The following is a 22,447-nucleotide window of genomic DNA, read 5'->3' as shown; positions in this document are numbered from 1 at the left end:
AGGGTGTGGTCCCTAGTTGTCTGACAGGTCGTCGAGCTCGATGCACTCGGCCGCGGCGCTCACGGAGTCGTGCGGCACGTAGCCGGCGTCTGCGCGGCGGTGCAGTTCCTCGGGCGTGAGCCCCGCCGTCTGCAGCGCGAGCCTCGCGCCGTTCGAGACGAACACCTGGGACGAGACGTTGGGAATAACGCGGTCCCAGAAGAGCTCGACCGGCTCGCGGTAGACCGCCGCGAACACGGCGCGCGAGAAGCCGCCGTGCGTCACGACGACCGTCTTGCCACGCAGGGTCGCGACGTAGTCGACGAAGCCGCGGGCGCGCTCGATGAGGGCCTCGAAGGTCTCGGCGCGCGGGGCCGCGACCGAGTGACCGTCGACGATGTCCCAGGGAAACGCGAGCCCCATGTCGGCGAGGTGGTCCTTTACGATGCCCTCCGCCACACCAAAGTCGATCTCGATGACGCGCTCGTCCTCGATGGGTTCGATGTCCAACTCACGGGCGGCGGCGTCTGCGATGGCGTGGCAACGGGCAAGCGGCGAGGTGATGATGCGATCGGGCCGCCAGGCAACGAGGGCCGCGGCGGCGCGGCAGGCCTGCTCGCGGCCGTGCTCGGACAGGCCGACGTCGATGCGCCCCGAGAGACGCCCCGTGTTGTTGAACTCCGTCTGCGGGTGTCGCATGAACAGCACGCGTCCAAACTCCGCCATCTAGCGCTCTCCCCTCGTCGCCTCGAGCAGGCGTGCCCGCTCGCCGTCCGTGAGCATACGCCACTGGCCAGGCTCGATGCCAGTGAGGCGCAGCGGCCCAAAGGTGTCGCGGTGCAGGCGCACGACCTCATGGCCGACGGCCTCGAGCATACGCTTCACCTGGTGTTTTCTGCCCTCGTGAATCGTGAGGCCCACGACCGAGGTGCCCTTGGGCGCGTCGGCAAAGATGGCGGCGCGGGGGTCTCCCATCCGCAAGGCCTCGACGCGCGCCGGGGCGCAGGGGCCGTCATCGAGTTCGATGCCGTCCTCGAGCGCCTTGGCCTCAGCGTGGGTGAGCCAGCCGTGCACGAGCGCCAGGTAGTGCTTCTTCTTTTCGAACGAGGGGTGGAGCAGCGCCTGGGCCGCCTCGCCGTCGGTCGTGAAGAGCAGAAGGCCCGTCGTGTCGCGGTCGAGCCTGCCCACGGGGAAGAGCCCGGGGTAGCGGTCGCTGGGAACGAGGCTCGCCACGCAGCGGCGGCCGCCGGGGTCGCGCATCGTGGTGACGTATCCCGCGGGCTTGTAGAGCATAAGGTAGACCGAGCCGTCGGCCAGGCGCACCTCGCGGCCGTCGACCGTCACCACGTCGACGAGCGGGTCGACCTTGCTGCCGAGCTCGGTCGTGACCGCGCCGTTCACGCGGACGCGCCCGGCGGTCATCAGGTTCTCGGAGCCGCGGCGGCTCGCGACGCCGGCGCGCGCGAGGAACTTCTGCAGCCGCATGGGGACGATCCGCTCCCCCTGCGAGGTCTGCTCGCTATTCGTCATCGCTCTCCTCCACTCCGTCAGTGCCTATGAGCTCGCGCTCCTCGTCAAAGTCTGCTGCGGCCTCCTCGAGGGTCGACTCGATCGAGCGGCCCGAGAGGCGCTCGCGGATGAACTTGCGCGACTCCTCGTCGGGGGCAAACTGCTCCAGGTCGGGCAGCTCGCGCAGTGACTTGAGGCCAAAGCGCTCGAGGAAGGCCTGCGTGGTTGCGTAGCGGATGGCCTGAGTGCGCTGAGGGTCGCGGCCGGCCTCGCGCACGAGCCCCTTGTCGACGAGCGAGGAGATGACGCCGTCGGAGTTGACGCCGCGGATGGCCTTGACGCCCTCGCGCGTGACCGGTTGGTGGTAGGCGATTACGGCGAGCGTTTCGAGGGCCGCCTGCGACAGGCGCCTCGTGTCCCAGCTCATGACGAGCGCCTCGACCTGGTCGTGGTAGGCGGGGTGGGTAAACAGCCTCCAGCCGCCCGCCACCTCGCGCAGCTGAAAGCCGCGGTTTGCGTCGGCGTACTCGGCGGCGAGGTCGGCGAGCTGGGCGGAGACCTCGCCGGGGGCGGCTCCCAAGACCTTCGCGAGGTCGGTTGCGCTCACCGGGTCGCTCGACGCGAGGAGCATCGCCTCGAGTGCGCCCCTCATGTCCTGCGACTCGAGCTTGTCGAGCTCTCTCATCAGTACCCTCCCTCCAGCTCGGCCAGCGTGGTCGCGTCGACCTCGTAGGCCGGCGCCCCCTCGATGCGGTCGATGTCGATGTCGGCGAAGTTCTCGTCCTGCGTGAGCCTCACGCTGCCCAGCTTGTAAAGCTGCAGAATCGCGAGGAAGGTCACGACAACCTGCTCGGGCGTCGAGTCGCCGTCGAGCAGCTCCGAGAACGTGAGGTGGGGCTTCGCGCGCGTCACGCGGTCTACGCTCGCTACGGTGAGGGCCACGGGCAGGCGCTTTGGCGCGATGTGCTCGGCCTCGAGCAGGAATCCCTCGCGCCGGCTGTCGAGGTCGGCGCAGATGACGGCAAGCCCTCGCAGCGTGATGCCCTCGAGGTAGTCGGGCATGGTGTTGAGAAACTCCGGGCCGGGGCCGGCCGTCCTGGGGTGCATGCGCGCCTGGGCCTCCATGCGGGCCCCCAGCGCTGCCGCGGCGTTCCTGAACTGCTTATAGGCGATGAGCCGGGCGATGAGCACCTCGCGCGCCTCGTCGGGCGAGAGGTCGGAGAACTCGTCGTCCTCGTCATCGTCTGCGGCCGCGGGCGCGTCCTGGGGCACGAGCGAGGCTGCCTTGATGTCGAGCAGCGTCGAGGCCACGAGGACAAAGTCGCTCGCGACGTCGAGGTCGAGCTCGCCCATGCGCTCCACCTCGGCGAGGTACTGGTCTGCGACCTCAGAGACCGATATGGCGCCGATGTCGACGCGCTGGCGGCTCACGAGCTGCAGGAGCAGGTCGAACGGTCCCGAGTAGGCCTGGGTCTGTACGCGATAGCTCACCTGATCACATCCCCAGCAGCAGGTTGTAGAGGTTACCCACGCAGGCGTTGAGGTAGACGCCCAGCGGGTCAAATCCCAGGCGCGGCAAGATGTAGAGGACGAAAATGAGGATAGGCATGGCGTAGCGCTGAACCTGGTAGTAGCGCTCGAGGGCCTCGCCCTTGAGGAAGTAGCAGACGACCTTGGAGCCATCGAGTGGCGGCAGCGGGATGAGGTTGAAGAAGGCGAGCATGAGGTTTACCCACACGTAGCTCGAGAAGACCGTGAGCAAAAGCTCCATGGCACTCATACCCAGCACCAGCGGGCCGAAGAAGTAGAGCTGCGAGTTTGCCTCGACGAGCGCCCACAGGCCGTTGAAGGCCGCGGCACCCACGAGTGCCTGCAGAAGGTTCGAGGCAGGCCCGGCAAGCGCCACGAGCACCTCGTCGCGCCTGCGATTCTTGAGGCGGTAGGGGTTGTAGGGCACCGGCTTTGCGTAGCTGAACACGAAGCCGCCCATGATGCCCATGACGATGGGCAGCACGATTGAGCCAAAGGGGTCGAGGTGCCTGGCGGGGTTGAGCGTGAGTCGACCCGCCTCCTTGGCCGTGTCGTCGCCGCACAGGTGCGCGACGTAGCCGTGAGCGGCCTCGTGGACGATGGCCGAGAAGACGAGCAGGACGACCGACAAGGCGGTCAGGGCGATGTGTTCGAGCGACAGCAATGGCGCCTCCCTCTTGCAGCTAGCGCATGCGGCTTGGGGTGCAGGCGCGTCCAACACACCAGTCTATGAGATAAAGGGCAGCGGCGCACAGCACAAAGTCGCCGCGAAATGCCGTGCCGAGCGGCGTTGCCACCACGAGAAGGCCCGCGAGGGCGTCCGGCTCGAGCGAGGTGACGGCGAGCGCCAGGTCGATCTGCGCGCCCCGGAGCTGGGGCAGCGGCACAAGCATGAAGACCGCGAGGCCAAGAAGGACGCATGCGCACACCCTGAGGGCCAAGGAGACCCTCTCGGCCATGCGGCTAGGCATTCTGGGCCTCCTCGAGCTTGGTCGAGAGCTCCAGCCACTCCTCCTCGAGCGCGGGAATCTTCTTCTTGAGCGCGTTGTACTCGGCAAGGCACTCGTCAAAGCGCTTCTGGTCGGCGTAGAGCTCCTCTGAGGCCATGAGCTCCATCAGCTCGTCATAGCGCTTGTGGGCGGGCTCGAGGGCGTCCTCGACCTCCTTGAGGCGCTTCTTGGTGGAGCGCAGCGACTTGGAGAGGGCATTTCTCGCCTCGGCCTCGGCGCGGCGCTGCTCCTTGGTCTTGACGTTGCGGCCGGTCTGCGCGGGCGCAGCCGCTGTCTGGGTCTTCTCGGGCTGGGCGGCCTTGGTGGAGCCGGCCTGCTCGCCCGCCTGGGCGGCAGCCTCGAGCTCGGCGCGCTTGAACAGGTAGTAGTCGTAGTCGCCGTCATAGATCGTGACCTGCCCGTCGCGCACGTCGACGACCTTGTTCGCCACCGCGCGCACGAGGTGCTCGTCGTGGCTGATGAGCAGGATGGTGCCCTTGAAGTCCACGAGCGCCTTCTCGAGGACGTCGACCGAGTCGATGTCGAGGTGGTTCGTGGGCTCGTCGAGGCACAGGAGCGGGTCGGGGGCCACGAGCATCTTGGCGAGGGCCAGACGTGCCCGCTCGCCTCCCGACAGCACGCCCACGCGCTTCTCGACGTCGTCGCCCGAGAAGAGGAAGGCGCCGAGCAGGCGGCGCTCCTCGGAGCTCGTCCAGCCGGGAGCCGCCTCGTCCATCTCGGCCATGACCGTGTTGGACTCGGTGAGGGTCTCGAGCTGGTGCTGGGCGTAGTAGGCGCTCGTGACGTTCTGGCCCATCTCGACCGTGCCCGCGTCGGGCTTCTCGAAGCCGAGGGCGAGCTTCATGAGGGTCGATTTGCCGGCGCCGTTGGGGCCCACGAGGGCCACGTGGTCGCCGCGGTAGAAGGTGGCGTTTGCGTCGGCGTAGACGAGGTTGTCGCCAAAGGCCTTGCGGATGTGCTCGAGCGAGACCACCATGTCGCCCGTGCGCGGGGGCTCGGGGAAGCTGAAGCTCACCTTGCGCGAGCTCTCGGGAAGCACCACGAGCTCGCTCTTGATCTGCTCGATGCGCTTCATGCGCTCCTGGGCCTGGGCGGCCTTGGTGGGCTTGTAGCGGAACTTGTCTACGAAGACCTGCATGTGGGCGATCTCGCGCTCCTGGGCGGCGCGCTTGGCGCGGAGCTGCTCGAGGTTGTCCTCGCGCTGGCGCAGGTAGGCGGAGTAGTTGCCCGTGTAGGTGGTGAGGCGGCGGTTCTCAAGGGCTGCGACGTGGCTCACGCAGGCGTCCATGAAGGCGCGGTCGTGGCTCACGAGCAGCACGGCCCCGTCGTAGCCAGAGAGGAACTGCTCGAGCCACTTAACGCTCTCGAGGTCAAGGTGGTTCGTGGGCTCGTCGAGCAGCAGCAGGTCGGGGTGGCGCAGGAGGAGCTTGGAGAGGGCTATGCGCATCTGCCAGCCGCCCGAGAAGTCCTCCGCGGGTTTGTCGAGGTCGTCGACGGGGAATCCGAGGCCACACAGGATGGCGCGGGCGCGGCTCTCGAGCTCGTAGCCGCCCAGGCGCTCGAAGCGATCCTGGGCGTGGCCGTACTCCTCGAGAAGTACGTCGAGGCCGTCGCCCTCGCCGGCGTTGGCGATGGCAGCCTCGAGCTCGGAGATGCGCTCTCCCAGATGGCGGATCTCGGTGGCGGAGGCCATGACCTCCTCGAGGGCGGTGGCATGGCCGGCGAGCTTGGCCTCCTGCTCGAGGTAACCAACCGAGGTGCCCTTCTGGAAGCTCACCGTTCCCTCGTCGGGGGTCTCGACGCCCATGATGATCTTGAGCAGCGTGGTCTTGCCAGCGCCGTTGGGGCCCACGAGGGCCCAGCGCTGGCCGGCGTTGAGCTGCAGCGTGGCGCCCTCGTAAAGGGTGCGGCCGCCGAATGATTTGGATACCTTGTCGGCAAGAAGAATCAAGGGAGCTCCCTTTTGGGTCGAGAAGGGCGTGGCGTGGCTAGTCCTGGCAGAGGTGGATGGCGAATCCCGCGATCTGGTCGTTGAAATAGACGAGCTTGGTGGAACCATCGGGGTTGAGGGCGCGAGAGGACTCGTTGATGGTGAAGCCACGGCCTTCGAACCACTCTTCCGCGGCGACGATGTCGTTGACGCCAAAGCCGATGTGGCCCTTCTCTCCCCTGCCGCATCCGCTCATGACCTCGACGAGCGTGTCGGCGAAGACGGAGACGGGCGTGGGGTTGGGCTCAAGGCCCATGAGGGTCTGGAAGAGCCCGGCGATCTGAGAGGCCTCCTCGGCGCTCGCAGCGTTGATGCCCACATGGGCAACGTGCAGGCCAAAGGCCTCAACGGGGTTGGTGATGGTGTCGCTCATGACGCCCTCCTGGTTACCTTGTTGGTACTTCCGTGCCGTCGTGCGATACAAAAAAGGCCGGGACAAATGCCCCGGCCTCCTCGATTATGGTGGAGATAAGGGGGTTCGAACCCCTGACCTCGTGACTGCCAGTCACGCGCTCTCCCAACTGAGCTATATCCCCGAAGTGGTGGGCGATGCTGGATTCGAACCAGCGACCCCATCCGTGTGAAGGATGTGCTCTACCCCTGAGCCAATCGCCCACTTCGAGCTGCCGTCGTGCGCAGCGATGATTAAGATAGCATGGCGATTCAAAGGCCGTCAAGAACATTTTTGAGAATTATTGATTCTGACGACCAGGGCATGACTTGGTTTTGATTTCGGCGTCCAGGACATGGCTTGGCTAACAAAAAAGCGACGACCGAAGTCGTCGCTCCTAAGATGTGGTGGAGATAAGGGGGTTCGAACCCCTGACCTCGTGACTGCCAGTCACGCGCTCTCCCAACTGAGCTATATCCCCGAATTGGTGCGAAGAGAATATTACCAAAGACGCGCGCCCCGTCAACCGAGAAAGTTGAGAAATCCTAACTAGGCGATGACCGTGGACAGCTTGCGCGCGTTGACGAAGCCGCCAAGGCACAGCGCGAGGTCAACGACAGCGCAGAACACCTCGCCTGAGGTTGGCATGATGTCATTGAGCATGAGCACGGCGAACAGGGCGCAGGTGGCCCCGCTCACGATGACGCCAAGCTGGCAGAACCTCACGAAGGCGGCGAGCCTGCCGTCGCTGTCGAGGGCGCGCTTGCCAGAGCGGCCCGTCGCGATGAGGTAGGCGCCCACGGCCACGATCACGAGCGACGATGCGATGGCAAAAGCGGAGTGGTCCTGCGCAAGGCCGAGCGGCATCGAGAACAGCAGCGCCAGTCCGTAGAGGATGCGAAGCCCTCCCCAGGCGAGCATGATCGTGGCGTATCCGGAACAGGAGGCGTGCAGACCGCGCGTCTCTCCCTCGAGGCGCTCCTCTCGCGCCTGCGAGTTTTGTGCGCTCTCGACCACGAACGACCTGTGGGGCAGCGCCTCGCCGGCGTCGGGGACCTTGCGCACCTCGAGCGCGAGCGCTCCGGTGAGCACGAGCGAGATCAGGCTGCAGACGAACGAGACGCCGTCTGCCTGGACGACGCAGAAGAGCAGATCGATGAGGGCAAGGACGAAGGCGACCCTGCCCAGGATGATCGCGGGACGAAGCGTAGAGGGCCTCTTCTCGCAGGCGAGGCACGAGGCGCCAAAGCCCAGGGCGGCAAGCGAGCCCATAACGACGAAGAGCCACGAAAGCGCGAGGAGGACCCATACAGAGACGGAGACGCCAAGAACGGTGACGGTCTGCGAGAGCTCTCCCTTGACCGGATAGACGCCACAGTAGGCAAGAGTGGTGAACAGAAGGATGACGATGACGGCGAGGGCCGACACGCAGGTCCACACGAGGTAGGCGATGCCCAGCGTGCGAAGCGTCCCGGGCCTCTTGTCTTGGGACTGTGCCATGCGGCTCCTTACGCTCTTAGATTCGCTTGTGCCCATTCACATTACTTCATGTTCCCATTTTGAAGCAGAAGCAAACGAAAGCGGGCCGAGGTGAGCCCCGGCCCGCATAGTTTTGGTGGGCCCAGCAGGATTCGAACCTGCAACCCAGGGATTATGAGTCCCCTGCGCTAACCGTTGCGCCATAGGCCCGGATATGAAAAAAGGCGGCGACAAATGCCGCCGCCCATCACATGTGGTGGAGATAAGGGGGTTCGAACCCCTGACCTCGTGACTGCCAGTCACGCGCTCTCCCAACTGAGCTATATCCCCGAATTGGTGCGAAGAGAATATTACCAAAGACGCACGCCCCGTCAACCGAGATTTTCGAAAAAATCTGAATCGTTTTGCGTGAAGCCCAAATCCTGCACGATTCCACACCAGAGGAAACGCAACGCGCTCGTTATTTCGCGAGATCAACGGTTATCGGTCACTAATGCCTCGAATGAACCTCGCCAGCCGATCGAGGCCAAGCGTGAGGTCTTCGTCGGAGACGCAGTACGAGAGGCGCACGTAGCCCTCCGCGCCAAAGCAGGTGCCCGGCACGAGCGCCACTCCCCCCTCGCGGATAGCCCGCTCGCAGAACTCCTCGCTGCCAACGCCAAGACCCTCGATGCTGGGAAACGCATAGAAGGCGCCCGCTGGCCTCACGAGCGGAAGCCCCATGTCGACGAGTGCCGCGCAAACTTGCTCGCGCCTGCGCTCGTAGGTCTGCCGCATGGGCTCGACGTCGCACGAAAGCGCCACGACCGCCGCGTCCTGCACGAAGGCGGGGACGCTCGAGACGAGGTACTGGTGCATCTTCTCGATCTGGGTCTTGAGCGGCGTGTCTGCGGCGAGCCACCCGAGGCGCCAGCCGGTCATGGCCCAGGGCTTGGAGAACGAGTCGACCACGACGGTGTGGTCGCGGCTCTCGGGGTGCACCTGCGCAAACCGCTCGTAGCCCCGGGTGTAGGCGAGGCGGTTGTAGACGTCGTCGCACACCACGAAGAGGCCGTGGCGCGCCTGCGCCCCGGCAACCGCGTCGAGCGACGACCGGTCGTAGACGCAGCCGGTGGGGTTGTTGGGCGAGGTGATGACGATCGCCTTGGTGCGCGGGCCGATGGCGGCCTCGAGGGCGTCTGCCGCAATCTGAAAGCCGCTGGCACTCGTGTCGAGCGAGCGAACGGTGCCATGTGCGGCACGGACGATGGTCTCGTAGAGGCCAAAGGCCGGCGTGGGCACGATGACCTCGTCGCCCGGGTCGAGTAGTGACATGAGCGTGGCTGCAAGCGCCTCGGTGGCGCCACATGTGACGATGAGCTCGCCAGGCTCGTAGGAGAGGCCCTGACGCCCCATGTAGGCACTGAGGGCGCAGAGCAGCTCTGGCCTGCCGTTGTTGGGCGGATAGTGCGTGAGGCCACGCACGAGCGAATCGCTCACGGCCGCGCGTATGGGAGCGGGCGTGTCGAATTCGGGCTCGCCCAGCGTGAGCTTGACACAGCCGGGAGTCTGGTTGGCGAGGGCCGTGAACCGGCGGATCCCGCTCGTCGCGAGACCCGCCAGGTCCTGGTTGGTTGCGAGCGCCATGCGCATGCCCTAGGCGCGCTCGGCGAAAACGCGAGCGGCAAGCTGCGCGGCGACCTCATCGAGCGACACCTCGGTGCGCTCGCTCGTGGCACGGACCTTGAGTTCGCAGTTGCCGCCCTTGACGGCGCGCTTGCCAAAGACCAGCTGGTAGGGGAAGCCCATAAGGTCGGCATCGGCAAACTTGACGCCGGCGCGCTCCTTACGGTCGTCGACGACGACCTCGAGGCCCTCGGCGGCAAGCTGCTCGGCGACCTTCTGGGCGGCGGGCCACACGAGCTCGTCGTTGACGTCGAGCGGAACGACGGCGACTTCGTAGGGAGCCACGGAGACGGGCCAGCTGATGCCGTTCTCGTCATTGTGCTGCTCGACGATGGCGGCTAGCGTGCGCGAGACGCCCACGCCGTAGCAGCCCATGATGAGCGGCTTCTCCTTGCCGTCCTCGTCCATGAAGGTGGCGCCCATGGCCTCGGAGTACTTCGTGCCCAGCTGGAAGACCTGCGAGACCTCGATGCCGCGGGCGGCCGAGAGGGGCTTGCCGCAGTGCGGGCAGGGGTCGCCGGCGACGACGGTCACGAGGTCGGCCCAGGCGTCGGCCGCAAAGTCGCGGCCCTCCTCGATGCCGGTGAGGTGGAAGCCCTCCTCGTTGGCGCCGCAGAGCCACCGGTGAGCCTGCTTGAGGCTTTCGTCGCAGACCACGCGGATGCCCTCGGGCAGGTTGACGGGGCCGATGAAGCCCTTGCGCAGGCCAAACTTGATGAGCTCGTCTTCGTCCATGAGGTGGTACTCGCCAAAGGCGTGCTCGGCCTTAACGTCGTTGAGCTCGTGATCGCCGGGAACGAGGACGAGCGTCGGGGTGCCCTCCCCATCGACGAGGCACAGGGACTTGACGGTGGCCTTCGCGGGAACGCCAAAGAAGGCCGCGACCTCATCGATGGTGCCGCAGCCGGGCGTGGCGACCTTGACGAGGCTGCCGTCGCCCGGGCCGTCGATGACGGCGACGGTGGTCGAGGCGGCCTCGTCGTCAGCCGCGAAGCCGCAGTCGTCGCAGTAGACGAGGCTGGCCTCGCCCGCGTCGGCGAGGGCCATGTACTCGACGGAGGTGTCGCCGCCAATCTCGCCGCAGTCGGCGACGACAGGAAGGGCCTTGAGGCCGCAGCGCACGCAGATGTTGGCGTAGGCGGCCTTCATCTTGTCGTACTCCTCCTGCAGGCTCTCCTGCGTGGCGGAGAAGCTGTAGGCGTCCTTCATGATGAACTCGCGGCCGCGCATGAGGCCGTAGCGGGGACGGAACTCGTCGCGGAATTTGTCCTGGATGTGGTAGAGGTTGACCGGCAGCTGCTTGTAGCTGCGCAGCTCGTTGCGCACGAGGGCCGTGATGGTCTCCTCGTGGGTGGGGCCCAGGACGAACTCGCGCTCGTGGCGGTCGTTGAAGCGGATGAGTTCCTTGCCATAGGCGTCGATGCGGCCGCTCTGGCGCCAGAGGTCGGCGTCGACCATGATCGGCATCATGAGCTCCTGGGCGCCGGCGGCGTCCATCTCGTCGCGGACGATATCCTCGATCTTGCGGATGGAGCGCCAGGCGAGCGGCAGGTAGGTGTAGAGGCCCGCGGCCTCCTTGCGGATCATGCCGGCGCGAAGCAGCAGGCGGTGGCTCGCGAGCTCGGCCTCCGCCGGGTCCTCCTTGAGCGTGGGGGCGTAGAGGCGGCTCATCATCATGGGCTTCATGTGGTTCCTTCCTTAGGGGCGGCCGCGCGGCCGCCACGATGCAACTAATTCATCTTAGCGCGAATGCGCACCGGCCAAGCATCGGGTGCCCGGCTGGGCGTTCCCTGCCGCCTGGGCTACTCGAAGCGTGCCTCGATCTCTGCGAAGAGCTCGTCGACGATGCGGTCCTCGGGCACCTTGCGAAGGGTTTCGCCACCCGCGATGAGCAGGCCCGTCCCCTGGCCGCAGGCGACACCGATGTCTGCGCCGCGCGCCTCGCCCGGGCCGTTCACGACGCAGCCCATCACGGCGACGGAGATGGGGGCACGCACGGCCTGGAGCCTGCGCTCGACCTCTCCCGCGATCTCGATGAGATTGACCTGGCAGCGTCCGCAGGTGGGGCAGCTCACGAGCTCCGGCGTGCGGCGGCGCATCCCCAGAGACTGGAGCAGTTCCCATGCAACGGGCACCTCCTCGGTGGGAGGCGCGGTGAGCGAGAGGCGCATCGTGTCGCCGATGCCCTCGGAGAGCAGCACCGCAAGGGCGCTCACGTTCTTGACCGTGCCCTGGCGCACGGTGCCCGCCTCGGTGACGCCCAGGTGCAGCGGCACGTGCGGCAGCTCGCGCGAGAGCTCGCGGTTGGTGAGGATGGTCGCCGGGACGTCGTGGACCTTGGCGGAAAGCACGATGTCGCCAAAGCCGCGCTCCTCGAAGTGGCGCACGAACGACACGGCGCTCTGGACCAGCTTCTGTGGCTGCGTAAGGTCCTCGCGCACGTCAATCGCCTTGTCGAGCGAGCCCGCGTTCACGCCGATGCGTATGGGGATGCCCGCCTCGCCCGCGGCGTCGATGACGGCGTCGACCTTGTCGAACGAGCCGATGTTGCCGGGATTGATGCGCAGCCCGGAGGCGCCGCGGCGGGCGGCCTCGATGGCAAGGCGGTGGTCGAAGTGGATGTCTGCCACGACGGGCAGGGGCGAGCTGGCGCAGATCTCGCCAAAGCCGTCGAGGGCATCCGCTTGGGGAATCGCGACGCGCACGATCTCGCAGCCAAGGGCCTCGAGGTCATGAATCTGGGCGAGCGTCGAGGCGGGTTCGGTGGTCTTGGTGGTGCACATGGACTGCACCGAGACGGGGGCGCCGCCACCAACGGCGACGCTGCCCACGTGCACCTGGTGGGTGAGCTCGCGCGGCAGGGGCTTCTCGGACGTGCTGCGCGAGTTGGGACGAAGGTCGATCATGTGTCGCTAGCCTCCCATGACAAAGCGAACGATGTCTTGGCGAAGAACCGCCACGAAGAGCATGAGCGCCAGAACGAGCCCGAGGTAGGACAGGAAATTCTGGGCCCTCTGCGGAACGGGCCTGCGAATGACGAGGCCAATGACCTCGATGAGGAGCTTTCCTCCGTCGAGCGGGGGGATGGGGATGAGGTTCATGATGCCGAGCGACATCGAGATGCCCGCCATGAGGAACAGGAAGCTCTGGGCGCCAGACTCGGCGGCCTGCGAGGCCATGACCGAGATGCCCACGATAGAGGTCGACTGCGAGACGACCTCAGCGGTGTGCGCTGGCTGAAAGAGTTGGGCCACGAAGCCGACGGTCTGCGTGAGATAACTCCACCCGATGCCGAGCGACTGCACGGGAGAGGGGTGGACAACCTCGGTGCTGGCGGTGACGCCAAAGGCCTGGGCGCCAGCGGCGTCGGCAGGGTCGACGGTGAGGTCGAGGCGCTCTCCCCCACGCTCGACGACGATGTTAAAGGCCGCGCCGGCCTGCATCTGCGCGTGCAGCTCGTCTCCCATGTCCTCCCAGGTGGAGACCTCCTTGCCCGCAACCGAGACGATCGTGTCTTGCTCCTGGACGCCTGAGGCCTCGGCGAGCGAGCCCTGCTCGACGCCACCAATGATCGGGACGTTCTGAGCCACCGCGATGCCGCCGACGGAGAAGACGCCCACGATGAGCGCCATGCCCACGATGAGGTTCACGAGGGGACCCGCGACGAGCGTGACCACGCGCGCGAGAAACCCCTTTCCCTGGTAGGTGTGGGAGCGCTCGGCCTCGAGCAGCGCCTCGGCGCCACCTTGGGGCAACGCGTGGGGCTCACCCGCCTTGGTTGAGCCGGGCAGGGAGAAGTCGTGCCCCGAGTCGAAGGCCGTGAGCAGGTTGATGTCGCGCTCGACGGTCTGTACGGACGCGGGCCAGTCCTTCTGGCTGGGACGCTCCCCAGCCGCCTCATCGAAGTACGGCTCGACGCTTGCCCAGTCGCACAGGACCTGGAGCTGGGCGCAGAGCTCCTCGACATTGCAGCCAAGCTCAGAGGCGAGGTCGTCAATCCGCACGCGCCCGTGCGCGGCGATCGCGGCCAGCGCGCGCGTGGCGAGATCTGAGGTTGCGCCCTCCATACCGCAGATGCGGTTGTAGCCACCTAGCAGTATGGGCGTGACGCCCACCTCGGTGCCATGGTCGGCGCTCTTGTGGGATAGCCTCCAGCGGCAGGGCATGCCGAGGAAGAACTCGGTGACGCGCATGCCAAACGCGCGTGCGGCGACGTAGTGGCCGCCCTCGTGCAGGAAGACAAGGGCGCTCAGCATGAGGGCGCCCCAAAAGATGGCCGACAGCGCCCCTACGAGCGCGCTCATGCAAGCTCCGAGACGAACCCGCGGGCACGCTCGCGGGCGAGCGCGTCGACCTCGGCGATCTGCTCGAGACTCGTGAGACTCTCCACGCTCGTGGCGTCCATGACGCGCTCGACGATGCGGTCGATGTCGCAGAAGCCGCAGCGGTCCTGGCGGAACGCCTCGTTGGCGACCTCGTTGGCCGCGTTCATCGCGCACGGCAGGGTACCGCCGGTGCGGCCGGCCTCGAGGGCGAGGTCAAGGCAGCGGAAGGCGCCGCGGTCGGGCGCGGCGAAGGTGAGCGGCTCGCTCGAGCGCCAGTCGACATGCGTCGCGGGCGAGTCCCAACGCTCGGGATAGCTGAGGGCGTACTGGATGGCGACGCGCATGTCGGAAGGGCCGAGCTGGGCCTTGACCGAGCCGTCTGCAAACTCGACGGCGGAGTGGATCTTGCTCTGGCGGTGCACGAGCACCTCGACGTCGTCGATGGCGACGTCGAACAGGTGGTGCGCCTCGATAACCTCGAGGCCCTTGTTCATGAGAGTCGCACAGTCGATCGTGATCTTGGCACCCATCTTCCAGGTGGGGTGGGCCAGCGCCTCGGCGGCCGTCACGCCCTCGAGCTGCTCGCGGGTTCGGCCAAAGAACGGGCCTCCCGAGCACGTGAGCCATATCTTGCGTAGGTCACGGCGGCGCTCGCCAACGAGGCACTGGTAGATGGCGTTGTGCTCGGAGTCGACGGGCAGCACTCGTCCGGGCTTGGCGAGCGGCATGAGCAGCCCGCCGCCGATGACGAGGGCCTCCTTGTTGGCGGGGGCCCAGATCTTGCCGGCGGCAAGTGCCGCGTGGCTCGCCCAGATGCCGGCCTCCCCCACCACGGCAACGAGCACGCAGTCGACATCGGGCAAGGTGGCGAGGCGCGTCACGGCATCCTCGCCAAAGTCAAGCTCACAGCCTTGCGGCAACTCGGCGAGCGCGGGGTCGTTGCGACGGGCCTCGTCGGCAATAGCGGCATGGGCCACGCCAAACTCGCGCGCGACGGAGACGAGCTTGGTAGCCAACGAGTTGACGGCCACGGCGGTGAGCGCGAGCTTGTCAGGGTGCATGCGGATGACGTCGAGCGTCTGGGTGCCAATCGAGCCAGAACAGCCAAGGAGCGCCACGCGAAGCGGGCGCTCCCTCACGGTCGAGCTCGAGGTGTCCTCGAAGATGTTCACAGAATCCCCCCGAAGTGCAAGATGAAGTAGGTGGTCATGCAGGCAAAGAGCATGGAGTCCGAGCGGTCGAGCAAGCCGCCGTGACCCGGGATGAGGTTGCCCGAGTCCTTGACGCCAACCGAGCGCTTGAGACGACTCTCGAACAGGTCGCCGATGACGCCCGCAAGGCCGCTCGCGACTCCGGCGAGCAGAGCGAGCGGCAGCGGGATGAACCGAACGCCAAGGCCCCACACGATGGCCCAGACGATGCAGGAGCCAACGAGGCCACCAACGAGCCCCTCGACGCTCTTGTTGGGTGAGATGCGCGGTGCCAGCTTGTGGCGACCGAAGCGCGAGCCCACGAGGTAGGCGAAGGCGTCGTTGACCCAGACCGAGCCCATGGTGCCCAGCGTGAGCAGGGCGCCCTCGAGGCCGGGGTCACAGGCCCTAATCGTCACGACGGACGAGAAGAGCAGACCCGTGTAGGCTGCGCCAAAGACCGTGATGGCGGCGTCCGCGACGCTCGCGCGCGGCGTGAGCACGTACCAGACGCCCACGGCGAGCATGAGCAGCAGCGTGATACCCGTCTCGGCCTCGGGCCTGGCGAGGGCGCCCAGCGGGTACAGGATGATAGCGAACAGGCCGATGAACTCGTTGGGCATGCGGCCGGCGAGCCTCACCATGCGGAAGAACTCGGAGCCACACAGCCATGCCATCGCGGAGACGAGCAGCGTGGTAGGGATGCGGCCCCAGAAGAGGCACGCGAGGATCACGAGGGCGTAGACGAGGCCCGAGGTGGTTCTCGTCAGGAGCTTCTCGGTCCAACTGCGGGCGCGCTGACTCTTGAGCGTGCCCGCCACGCGCTCGTCCTCGTGGGCCTCGCGGTGACGCTCAATGCTGTCGGAGGCGGCGTCGATGGTCTTGGGCGTGGGCTTGCGGGAGCGCGCATCGGTGTTGGGGGAATTGGCCACTAAGCCTTCACCCCGCCAAAGCGACGGTCACGGCCCTGGAAGGCGCGGATGGCGCGCAGCAGCTCCCAGCGGTCGAAGTCAGGCCAGAGCGTGTCGGTGATGTAGAACTCGCTGTAGGCAAGCTGCCACAGCAGGTAGTTGGAGAGCCTCAGCTCGCCCGAGGTGCGAATGAGCAGCTCGGGGTCAGGCAGGTCGGCCGTGTAGAGGTGGGAGGAGACGCAGGCGGCGTCGACGTCGTCGACGGACAGGGTGCCCTCCTTTACCTCGGAGGCGATCAGGCGCGCCGCGCGGGCGAGCTCGGCGCGGGCGCCGTAGTTCACCGCGAGCGCAAGCGTCATGCCCGTGTGGTCGGCCGTCTCGGAGAGGCCCTCCTCAAAGACCTCGCGGGTCTTTTGGGGCAGGGCCTCGATGTCGCCGAGGAACTCGAGACGCACGTTCTCCTGGTGGAAGAGCGGCAGCTCCTTGACGAGCGTCGTGGCAAACAGGTGCATGAGCAGGTCGACTTCCTGCTGCGGGCGCTTCCAGTTCTCGGTGGAGAAGGCATAGGCGCTGAGCACGTCGACGCCAAGGCGAACGCACGCAGTGATGGTCTCGCGCAGGCTCGCGATGCCGGCGATGTGACCCTGGCCGCGCTCCATGCCCTGGCGGGTGGCCCAGCGGCCGTTGCCGTCCATGATCACCGAGATGTGAGACGGCAGGCGCTCGAGGTCTACGTCGGCAAGCGACACGTCCTCGGGGGCGTCAGCAAAGTAGGTTGTCAGCTCCTGCTCGTCACGCTGCACGGGCACACGACCTTTCTAGATCTCCATGACCTCGGCCTCTTTGGCCTTGGTTGCCTCGTCAATCTTCTTCACGAACTCGTCGGTGAGCTTCTGGACCTTGGTCTGCTCGCGACGGACGTCGTCCTCGGAGAGCTCCTCGTCGCGCTCGAGCTTAGCGTTGGCCTCGCGGCGGACGTTGCGGATGGCCACGCGGGCCTCCTCGGCGAGCGTGCGGCACTCCTTCGCGAGCTCCTTGCGGCGCTCGCCGGTGGGCTTGGGGAACGGCAGGCGAATGACCTGGCCGTCGTTGGAGGGCGTGATGCCAAGGTCGGACTGAGAGATGGCCTTCTCGATGGCGTTCAGGCTCGTCTTGTCCCACGGCTCGACGACGAGCATACTGGCCTCGGGAACCTTGACACCGGCGAGCTGCGTGATGGGCGTGGACTGGCCATAGTAGTCGACCATGATCGAGTCGAGCACGTGCGGGTTGGCGCGGCCGGTGCGGACCTTGCCGAAGTTGGTCTTGAGCGCCTCGAGGCACTTGTCCATACGCGAACGGGCGGTATCGGTAATCTCACTCATTAGTGGGTCTCCTCCCCAACGACGGTGGTGCCAACCGGCATTCCCTTGAGCGCGTCTGCGAAGACGTGCGGCTGGTCGATGTTGAACACGATCATGGACATGTTGTTGTCTGAGCACAGCGCGGTGGCCGTGGCATCCATGACCTTGAGGTCGCGCGTGAGGACCTCGCGGTAGGTGATGGTGTCGAAGCGCTTGGCGTCCGGGTTCTTCATGGGGTCTGCGTCGTAGATGCCGTCGACCTTGGTGGCCTTCATAAGGCAGTCGGCGTCGATCTCGCAGGCGCGCAGGGCCGCGGCGGTGTCGGTCGTGAAGTAGGGGTTGCCCGAGCCGGCGGCGAAGATCGCGACATAGCCCTTCTCAAGGTGCTTGATGGCTCGACGACGGATGTAGGGCTCGCAGACCTCGTCCATCTTGATGGCGCTCATGACGCGGGCGGTCATGCCGTTGCGCTCGAAGCCGTCCTGGAGAGCCAGGGCGTTCATGACCGTGGCGAGCATGCCCATGTAGTCTGCCTGGGCGCGGTCCATGCCACCTGCGGCACCGGCGACGCCACGGAAGATGTTGCCGCCACCGACGACCACGCCAACCTCGATGCCGTCGTCGTGTATGACCTTAATCTCCTTGGCCAGGTGGTCGACGACCTTGGGATCGATGCCATAGCCGCCCTCGCCCATGAGGGCCTCACCGGAGAGCTTGAGCAGGACGCGCTTGTACTTGTAGTCCGACAAGGGGGACTTCCCTTCACTCGTTGCCGTATCAGAAGAATTCTAGCAAAAGGCATGGCAGGGCTCGCGAATTGGACTGGATGCGCATAAGAAAAGGCCCGACACCATAGGGTGCCGGGCCTCATGCGACCAGTTTGCGCTGATGCCTTGGGCTACTCGCCGAAGGTGAAGCGGTCGAAGGCGACGATCTCGATGTTGTCGCCGAGCTCCTTGCCGACCTTCTCGGCGTACTGGCGGATGGTGATGTTGCCATCCTTGATGAAGGCCTGCTCGGAGAGGACGGACTCGCCGAAGAACTTGTTGAGGCGACCCTCGGCGATCTTGGTCTGAATGGCCTCGGGCTTGCCGGACTCGGCAGCCTGAGCCTTGTAGATGCTCATCTCGTGCTCGACGATCTCGGCGGGAACGTCCTCGCGACGAGCGGAGATGGCGCCGGCGGCGGCAGCCTGCATGGCGACGTCGTGGGCGAAGGTCTTGAAGGACTCGGCCTCAGCGGTCTCGGGCTTGGCGAAGGAGAACTCGACGATGGTGCCGAGCTTGCCGTTGGCGTGGACGTAGGAGCCGAAGGCGCCGTTCTCGACCTCGCGACGGGCGAAACGGGCGATCTTCATGTTCTCGCCCATGGTGTGAATCATCTCGGTGAGGGCAGCGTCAACCGTCTCGTTCTCGGAGAACTCGGCGGCCTTGAGGGCGTCGACGTCGGCCGGATTGGCCTTGGCGACGACGGCGGCCACATTCTTGGCGAAGCCGGTGAACTTGGGGTTGCCACCGACGAAGTCGGTCTCACAGGTGACCTCGACGAGGGCGGCAGCCTTGCCGCAGTCGCAGACGTAGGCGGCGACGGTGCCCTCGTTGGTCTCGCGGCCGGCCTTCTTGACGGCCTTGGCCATGCCCATCTTGCGAAGGACGTCGACGGCCTTCTCGATGTCGCCATCGGCCTCGACGAGCGCCTTCTTGCACTCCATCATCGGGGAGTCGGTCATCTCGCGGAGCTGCTTGACGAGCGCGGCGGTGATCTGAGCCATGAGTGCCTCTCTCTCGTGTCTGTGCGTGCGTGCGCACGCAATACCTTTACATGCGGGCGCCGCCCATGTTTGGACGGCGCCCCTCAGTCATGAATTTGCTGCGAGGGCCCGTGGGTCTACTCGGCAGCAGGCGCCTCGACGGCCGGGGTGGTCTCGCCGGCGGCCATCTCCTCAGCGGTGATCTGCTCCTTGCCGGTGCCAGCCAGGACGGCGTCGGCGACGAGCTCGGTCATGAGGGCGACGGAGCGGATGGCATCGTCGTTCGCGGGGATGCCGTAGTCGACGACGTCGGGGTCGGAGTTAGTGTCGAGCAGGGCAACGACCGGGATGTGCAGGCGGTTGGCCTCGCGGATGGCGAGCTCCTCACGCTTGGAGTCGATGACAAACAGGGCAGCCGGGAGCTGGCGCATGTCGCGGACGCCACCGAGGTTGCGCTGGAGCTTCTCGAGCTCCTTGGTGAGCACGGACTGCTCCTTCTTGCCGCGAGCGGCCATGGAGCCGTCCTCGACCATGGTCTCGAGCTCCTCCAGGCGGTTGATGCGGGAGCGCATGGTCACGAAGTTGGTGAGCACGCCGCCAAGCCAACGCTGGTTGATGAAGGGCATGCCGCAGCGGGCAGCCTGCGTAGCGACGGGCTCCTGGGCCTGCTTCTTGGTGCCGACGAACAGGATCTGGCCGCCCTTGGCCGCGGTCTCCTTGAGGAAGGTGTAGGCGCGGTCGGCGTCGAGGATCGTCTGCTTGAGGTCGAGGATGTAGATGCCGTTGCGCTCGCCGAAGATGTACGGCTTCATCTTGGGGTTCCAGCGACGGGTCTGGTGGCCGTAGTGGCAACCGGCCTCGAGCAGGGTGTTGAGGTTAATCTTCACTGCCATGGTGCTACCTTTCTTTGGTTGGCCCTCCGCGCCGGTCATCCCCCTTGGCCACCCGATTAGCGGGCACCGTGGCCGCAGGGTCGCGACGCGTGTGATGTGGTGCTGGCGTATGCACAGCGAATTGATAGTCTAACAGCGGCCTCTCGCCCGCGCAAGTGGTTACCCTCACGGGCGACAAAGGCATCCACGACCCGCACATAAGCGGGGATACGAGCCCCATGCGACCACGCTACTCCTCCGACCGGGGGTGTGCCTGGAGCGCGGCAGCCTTGAGTCGCTCGATGGAGACGTGCGTGTAGATCTGCGTGGTCGAGAGGCTCTCGTGGCCCAGAAGCTCCTGGACGCTGCGCAGGTCTGCCCCGCCGTTGAGCAGCTGGGTGGCGAAGGTGTGGCGCATGGCGTGAGGCGTAATCGAGGGGTCGAGCCCCGCCTTGCCGACGAGCGCCTCGAACGCGAGGCGAAGCGCCGCCGCGCTCATTCGTCGCCCCCGCACCGAGAGGAAGAGGGCGTTCTGGGCCGCGCGGGACGCGGCCGCCAGTTCGGGGCGTGCCTCGCGGATGTAGCGCCCACATGCCTCGCAGGCCTTGGGGTAGAGCGGTACGAGCCGCTCCTTGCTGCCCTTGCCGAAGAGGCGCACCTGCCGCCCACGCAGGTCGACGTCAGCCACGTTGAGACCCGAGACCTCGGATATGCGCGCGCCCGAGGCGTAGAGCAGCTCGACCATGGCCCTGTCGCGGATGCCGCAGGTGTCTTCCTCGCAGGCATCGAGGAGCCGAACGACCTCGTCAGGCGAGAGCGTCTTGGGCAGGCGGCGTGACAACTTGGGGCTCGCCACCGCCTCGACGTTGTCCTGCGTGGTGACGCCGCGGCTCACGAGCCAGTTGTAGAGCGAGCGCACGGCGGAAAGGTGGCGGTTCTGCGTAGTGGTCGCGTAGCCTGCGTCCTGCAGCTCGGCGAGCCAGGAGCGAACCTCGGGATGGGTGATGCGCAGGGGGTCGATGCCCTCGCGGCGGCACCAGTCGACGTAGGCCTGCAGGTCCGTCTCGTAAGCGCGGGTCGTGTTGGGCGAGAGGTTGCGCACGTCCCTGAGATAGGTGCAGAAGGCGGCCATCTGCACCTCGAACTCGTCCTGGGCGCGCTCGACGAGCTCGCTAGGCGAACAGGTCATGGCGCGTCGCGAGGTAGGCGTCGAGGTCAGCGAGGGCGCGTTGGGAGTAGCGCGCGTAGCGATCGCGCTTCTTGAGACGCGGCCCCTCAAGCGGGGGCACGATGCCAAAGTTCACGTGCATGGGCTGGTAGGGGCTCGTGGCGGGATTGGTCGCGTAGGCCACGAGCGATCCCAAGGCACCCGTTCGCGGAAGCTCGACCTGGGCCAGGCCGTGCAGGTCGGCATAGGTGTTGAGCGCGGCGAGCAGGCCCGAGGCGATGGCCTCGGTGTACCCCTCGGTGCCACAGATCTGGCCTGCGAGGCGAACTGTTGTGCCCGGAACGGCGAAGGTGTGGTCGAGCACGCGCGGGGCATCGACGAACGAGTTGCGGTGCATGACGCCATAGCGGAAGAACTCGGCGTTTTCGAGGCCGGGAATCATGCGGAAGACACGGCGCTGCTCTGGCCAGGTGAGATTCGTCTGGAAGCCCACAAGGTTATAGGACGTGAGCTCGGCGTTCTCGGGACGCAGCTGCACGACCGCCCAGGGACGCCTGCCCGTGCGGGGGTCGGTGAGGCCCACGGGCTTCATGGCGCCGTAGCGGGCGGCGTCGATGCCCGTGCGCGCTACCTCCTCGACCGGCTGGCAGGCGCAGAACAGGTCGCTTTGCTCAAAGTCCTTGGTCACCACCCTCTCGGCCCCGAGCAGGGCCTCCATGAACGCCTCGTACTCCTGCTTGTCCATGGGGCAGTTGAGGTAGTCGCCCACGCCGTTCTCCTCGTAGCGCGACTGCGAGAAGACGATGCTGCGGTCGATGGTCTCGGCGTCGACGATGGGAGCCGCCGCGTCGAAGAACGACAGCGACTCGGCGCCCACAAGGTCGCCCACGCTCTTTGCGAGGGCGTCCGAGCACAGGGGCCCCGCGGCGATGACGCAGCGGCCTTCGGGAACCTGCGTAGCCTCGCGCCTCACGACCTCAATGAGCGGGCTGGCCTCGATGCGCTCCCCCACCAGCTGCGAGAACCTCGTTCGGTCCACCGCGAGGGCGCCGCCGGCGGGCACCGCGGCCTGCCTCGCGCAGGCGAGGAGCTCGCTTCCCATGCGCTCGAGCTCGGCCTTGAGCAGGCCGGCCGCGGAGTCGGGACGCATCGACTTGAGGGAGTTGGAGCAGACGAGCTCGGCGAAGCAGTCGGTGTGGTGGGCAGGCGAGCTCTTGGTGGGGCGCTGTTCGACGAGCCTCACGGGAACGCCGCGCCTCGCGAGCTGAAGCGCGCACTCGCTTCCCGCGAGGCCCGCGCCAACGACCGTAACCGTATCGAGCTGTGCCATGTCTC

22 protein-coding genes and 5 tRNA genes are annotated in these 22,447 nt (G+C 66.5%); all 27 read right to left on the bottom strand.

The genetic code is table 11. From position 1 onward, the window contains the following. Positions 1-12: 12 nt before the first annotated feature. The 27 genes from Q3866_RS02110 to trmFO all read right to left on the bottom strand — a co-directional run bounded on the left by Q3866_RS02110 (position 13) and on the right by trmFO (position 22,442). The gene (locus Q3866_RS02110; RefSeq protein WP_301829224.1) at positions 13-705 is read right to left on the bottom strand and encodes a histidine phosphatase family protein; all 693 of its coding nucleotides are present in this window, start codon (positions 703-705) and stop codon (positions 13-15) included. Next, positions 706-1,509, bottom strand: a complete 804-nt coding sequence (locus Q3866_RS02105) for a pseudouridine synthase (RefSeq protein WP_301829222.1) — start codon at positions 1,507-1,509, stop codon at positions 706-708. Then, positions 1,499-2,173, bottom strand: a complete 675-nt coding sequence (scpB, locus tag Q3866_RS02100) for an SMC-Scp complex subunit ScpB (RefSeq protein ID WP_301829221.1) — start codon at positions 2,171-2,173, stop codon at positions 1,499-1,501. Before scpB ends, Q3866_RS02105 begins: the two co-directional genes overlap by 11 nt. Next, complete coding sequence (locus tag Q3866_RS02095; protein ID WP_301829219.1) at positions 2,173-2,979, bottom strand: ScpA family protein; 807 nt, start codon at positions 2,977-2,979, stop codon at positions 2,173-2,175. Before Q3866_RS02095 ends, scpB begins: the two co-directional genes overlap by 1 nt. A 4-nt stretch (positions 2,980-2,983) precedes the next feature. Further along, entirely contained in the window at positions 2,984-3,682 is a 699-nt protein-coding gene (locus tag Q3866_RS02090; protein WP_301829217.1) for a site-2 protease family protein, read from the bottom strand. A 19-nt stretch (positions 3,683-3,701) separates the two neighbouring features. Continuing rightward, entirely contained in the window at positions 3,702-3,989 is a 288-nt protein-coding gene (locus Q3866_RS02085) for a hypothetical protein (protein WP_301829216.1), read from the bottom strand. Continuing rightward, on the bottom strand, positions 3,982-5,979 hold the full coding sequence (locus tag Q3866_RS02080) for an ABC-F family ATP-binding cassette domain-containing protein (RefSeq protein ID WP_301829215.1): 1,998 nt from the start codon (positions 5,977-5,979) through the stop codon (positions 3,982-3,984). The genes Q3866_RS02085 and Q3866_RS02080 overlap by 8 nt, the downstream gene beginning before the upstream one ends. A gap of 37 nt (positions 5,980-6,016) precedes the next feature. Further along, on the bottom strand, positions 6,017-6,391 hold the full coding sequence (locus tag Q3866_RS02075) for a VOC family protein (RefSeq protein ID WP_301829214.1): 375 nt from the start codon (positions 6,389-6,391) through the stop codon (positions 6,017-6,019). Positions 6,392-6,478: 87 nt separating this feature from the next. Then, a tRNA-Ala gene (locus Q3866_RS02070) sits at positions 6,479-6,554 on the bottom strand. Between the two features lie 4 nt (positions 6,555-6,558). Further along, positions 6,559-6,633 (bottom strand) — tRNA-Val (locus Q3866_RS02065). Positions 6,634-6,814: 181 nt separating this feature from the next. Beyond that, positions 6,815-6,890: transfer RNA gene (locus Q3866_RS02060), tRNA-Ala, on the bottom strand. 68 nt (positions 6,891-6,958) lie between these two features. Continuing rightward, positions 6,959-7,909 carry a hypothetical protein gene (locus Q3866_RS02055; protein ID WP_301829211.1) on the bottom strand — a complete coding sequence of 317 codons (951 nt, stop codon included), beginning with the start codon at positions 7,907-7,909 and terminating at the stop codon, positions 6,959-6,961. A 113-nt stretch (positions 7,910-8,022) separates the two neighbouring features. Then, positions 8,023-8,098: transfer RNA gene (locus Q3866_RS02050), tRNA-Ile, on the bottom strand. 44 nt (positions 8,099-8,142) lie between these two features. Next, a tRNA-Ala gene (locus Q3866_RS02045) sits at positions 8,143-8,218 on the bottom strand. Between the two features lie 150 nt (positions 8,219-8,368). After that, positions 8,369-9,514, bottom strand: coding sequence for a pyridoxal phosphate-dependent aminotransferase (locus Q3866_RS02040; RefSeq protein WP_301829209.1), 1,146 nt, complete (start codon positions 9,512-9,514; stop codon positions 8,369-8,371). Between the two features lie 9 nt (positions 9,515-9,523). Next, complete coding sequence (locus tag Q3866_RS02035) at positions 9,524-11,230, bottom strand: proline--tRNA ligase (RefSeq protein WP_301829461.1); 1,707 nt, start codon at positions 11,228-11,230, stop codon at positions 9,524-9,526. Between the two features lie 125 nt (positions 11,231-11,355). Next, entirely contained in the window at positions 11,356-12,459 is a 1,104-nt protein-coding gene (gene ispG, locus Q3866_RS02030) for a flavodoxin-dependent (E)-4-hydroxy-3-methylbut-2-enyl-diphosphate synthase (RefSeq protein ID WP_301829208.1), read from the bottom strand. Positions 12,460-12,465: 6 nt separating this feature from the next. After that, the gene (locus tag Q3866_RS02025) at positions 12,466-13,857 is read right to left on the bottom strand and encodes an RIP metalloprotease (RefSeq protein WP_301829206.1); all 1,392 of its coding nucleotides are present in this window, start codon (positions 13,855-13,857) and stop codon (positions 12,466-12,468) included. After that, positions 13,854-15,050 (bottom strand): 1-deoxy-D-xylulose-5-phosphate reductoisomerase, encoded by a 1,197-nt coding sequence (gene dxr / locus Q3866_RS02020; RefSeq protein WP_301829205.1) that lies wholly within the window; start codon positions 15,048-15,050, stop codon positions 13,854-13,856. Before dxr ends, Q3866_RS02025 begins: the two co-directional genes overlap by 4 nt. After that, entirely contained in the window at positions 15,047-16,000 is a 954-nt protein-coding gene (locus Q3866_RS02015; RefSeq protein ID WP_301829203.1) for a phosphatidate cytidylyltransferase, read from the bottom strand. Before Q3866_RS02015 ends, dxr begins: the two co-directional genes overlap by 4 nt. Then, a complete protein-coding gene (locus Q3866_RS02010) occupies positions 16,000-16,782 on the bottom strand; it encodes an isoprenyl transferase (protein ID WP_301829458.1) in 783 nt (260 codons plus the stop codon). Before Q3866_RS02010 ends, Q3866_RS02015 begins: the two co-directional genes overlap by 1 nt. 15 nt (positions 16,783-16,797) lie before the next feature. Then, positions 16,798-17,343 (bottom strand): ribosome recycling factor, encoded by a 546-nt coding sequence (gene frr / locus Q3866_RS02005; protein WP_301829202.1) that lies wholly within the window; start codon positions 17,341-17,343, stop codon positions 16,798-16,800. Continuing rightward, the gene (pyrH, locus tag Q3866_RS02000; RefSeq protein WP_293672954.1) at positions 17,343-18,071 is read right to left on the bottom strand and encodes a UMP kinase; all 729 of its coding nucleotides are present in this window, start codon (positions 18,069-18,071) and stop codon (positions 17,343-17,345) included. Before pyrH ends, frr begins: the two co-directional genes overlap by 1 nt. 149 nt (positions 18,072-18,220) lie before the next feature. Continuing rightward, positions 18,221-19,093: a translation elongation factor Ts gene (gene tsf / locus Q3866_RS01995; RefSeq protein WP_293826045.1), complete on the bottom strand. Its 873-nt coding sequence runs from the start codon at positions 19,091-19,093 to the stop codon at positions 18,221-18,223. Between the two features lie 116 nt (positions 19,094-19,209). Continuing rightward, the gene (gene rpsB, locus Q3866_RS01990; protein ID WP_301829197.1) at positions 19,210-19,965 is read right to left on the bottom strand and encodes a 30S ribosomal protein S2; all 756 of its coding nucleotides are present in this window, start codon (positions 19,963-19,965) and stop codon (positions 19,210-19,212) included. A 229-nt stretch (positions 19,966-20,194) separates the two neighbouring features. Further along, positions 20,195-21,133, bottom strand: coding sequence for a tyrosine recombinase XerC (locus tag Q3866_RS01985; protein WP_301829196.1), 939 nt, complete (start codon positions 21,131-21,133; stop codon positions 20,195-20,197). Next, positions 21,117-22,442 (bottom strand): methylenetetrahydrofolate--tRNA-(uracil(54)-C(5))-methyltransferase (FADH(2)-oxidizing) TrmFO, encoded by a 1,326-nt coding sequence (trmFO, locus tag Q3866_RS01980; protein WP_293672958.1) that lies wholly within the window; start codon positions 22,440-22,442, stop codon positions 21,117-21,119. The genes Q3866_RS01985 and trmFO overlap by 17 nt, the downstream gene beginning before the upstream one ends. Between the last annotated feature and the right edge of the window lie 5 nt (positions 22,443-22,447).

Source organism: uncultured Parolsenella sp. (assembly GCF_958346945.1).
Lineage (GTDB): Bacteria > Actinomycetota > Coriobacteriia > Coriobacteriales > Atopobiaceae > Parolsenella.
This window is presented reverse-complemented; position numbering and strand designations above follow the sequence as displayed.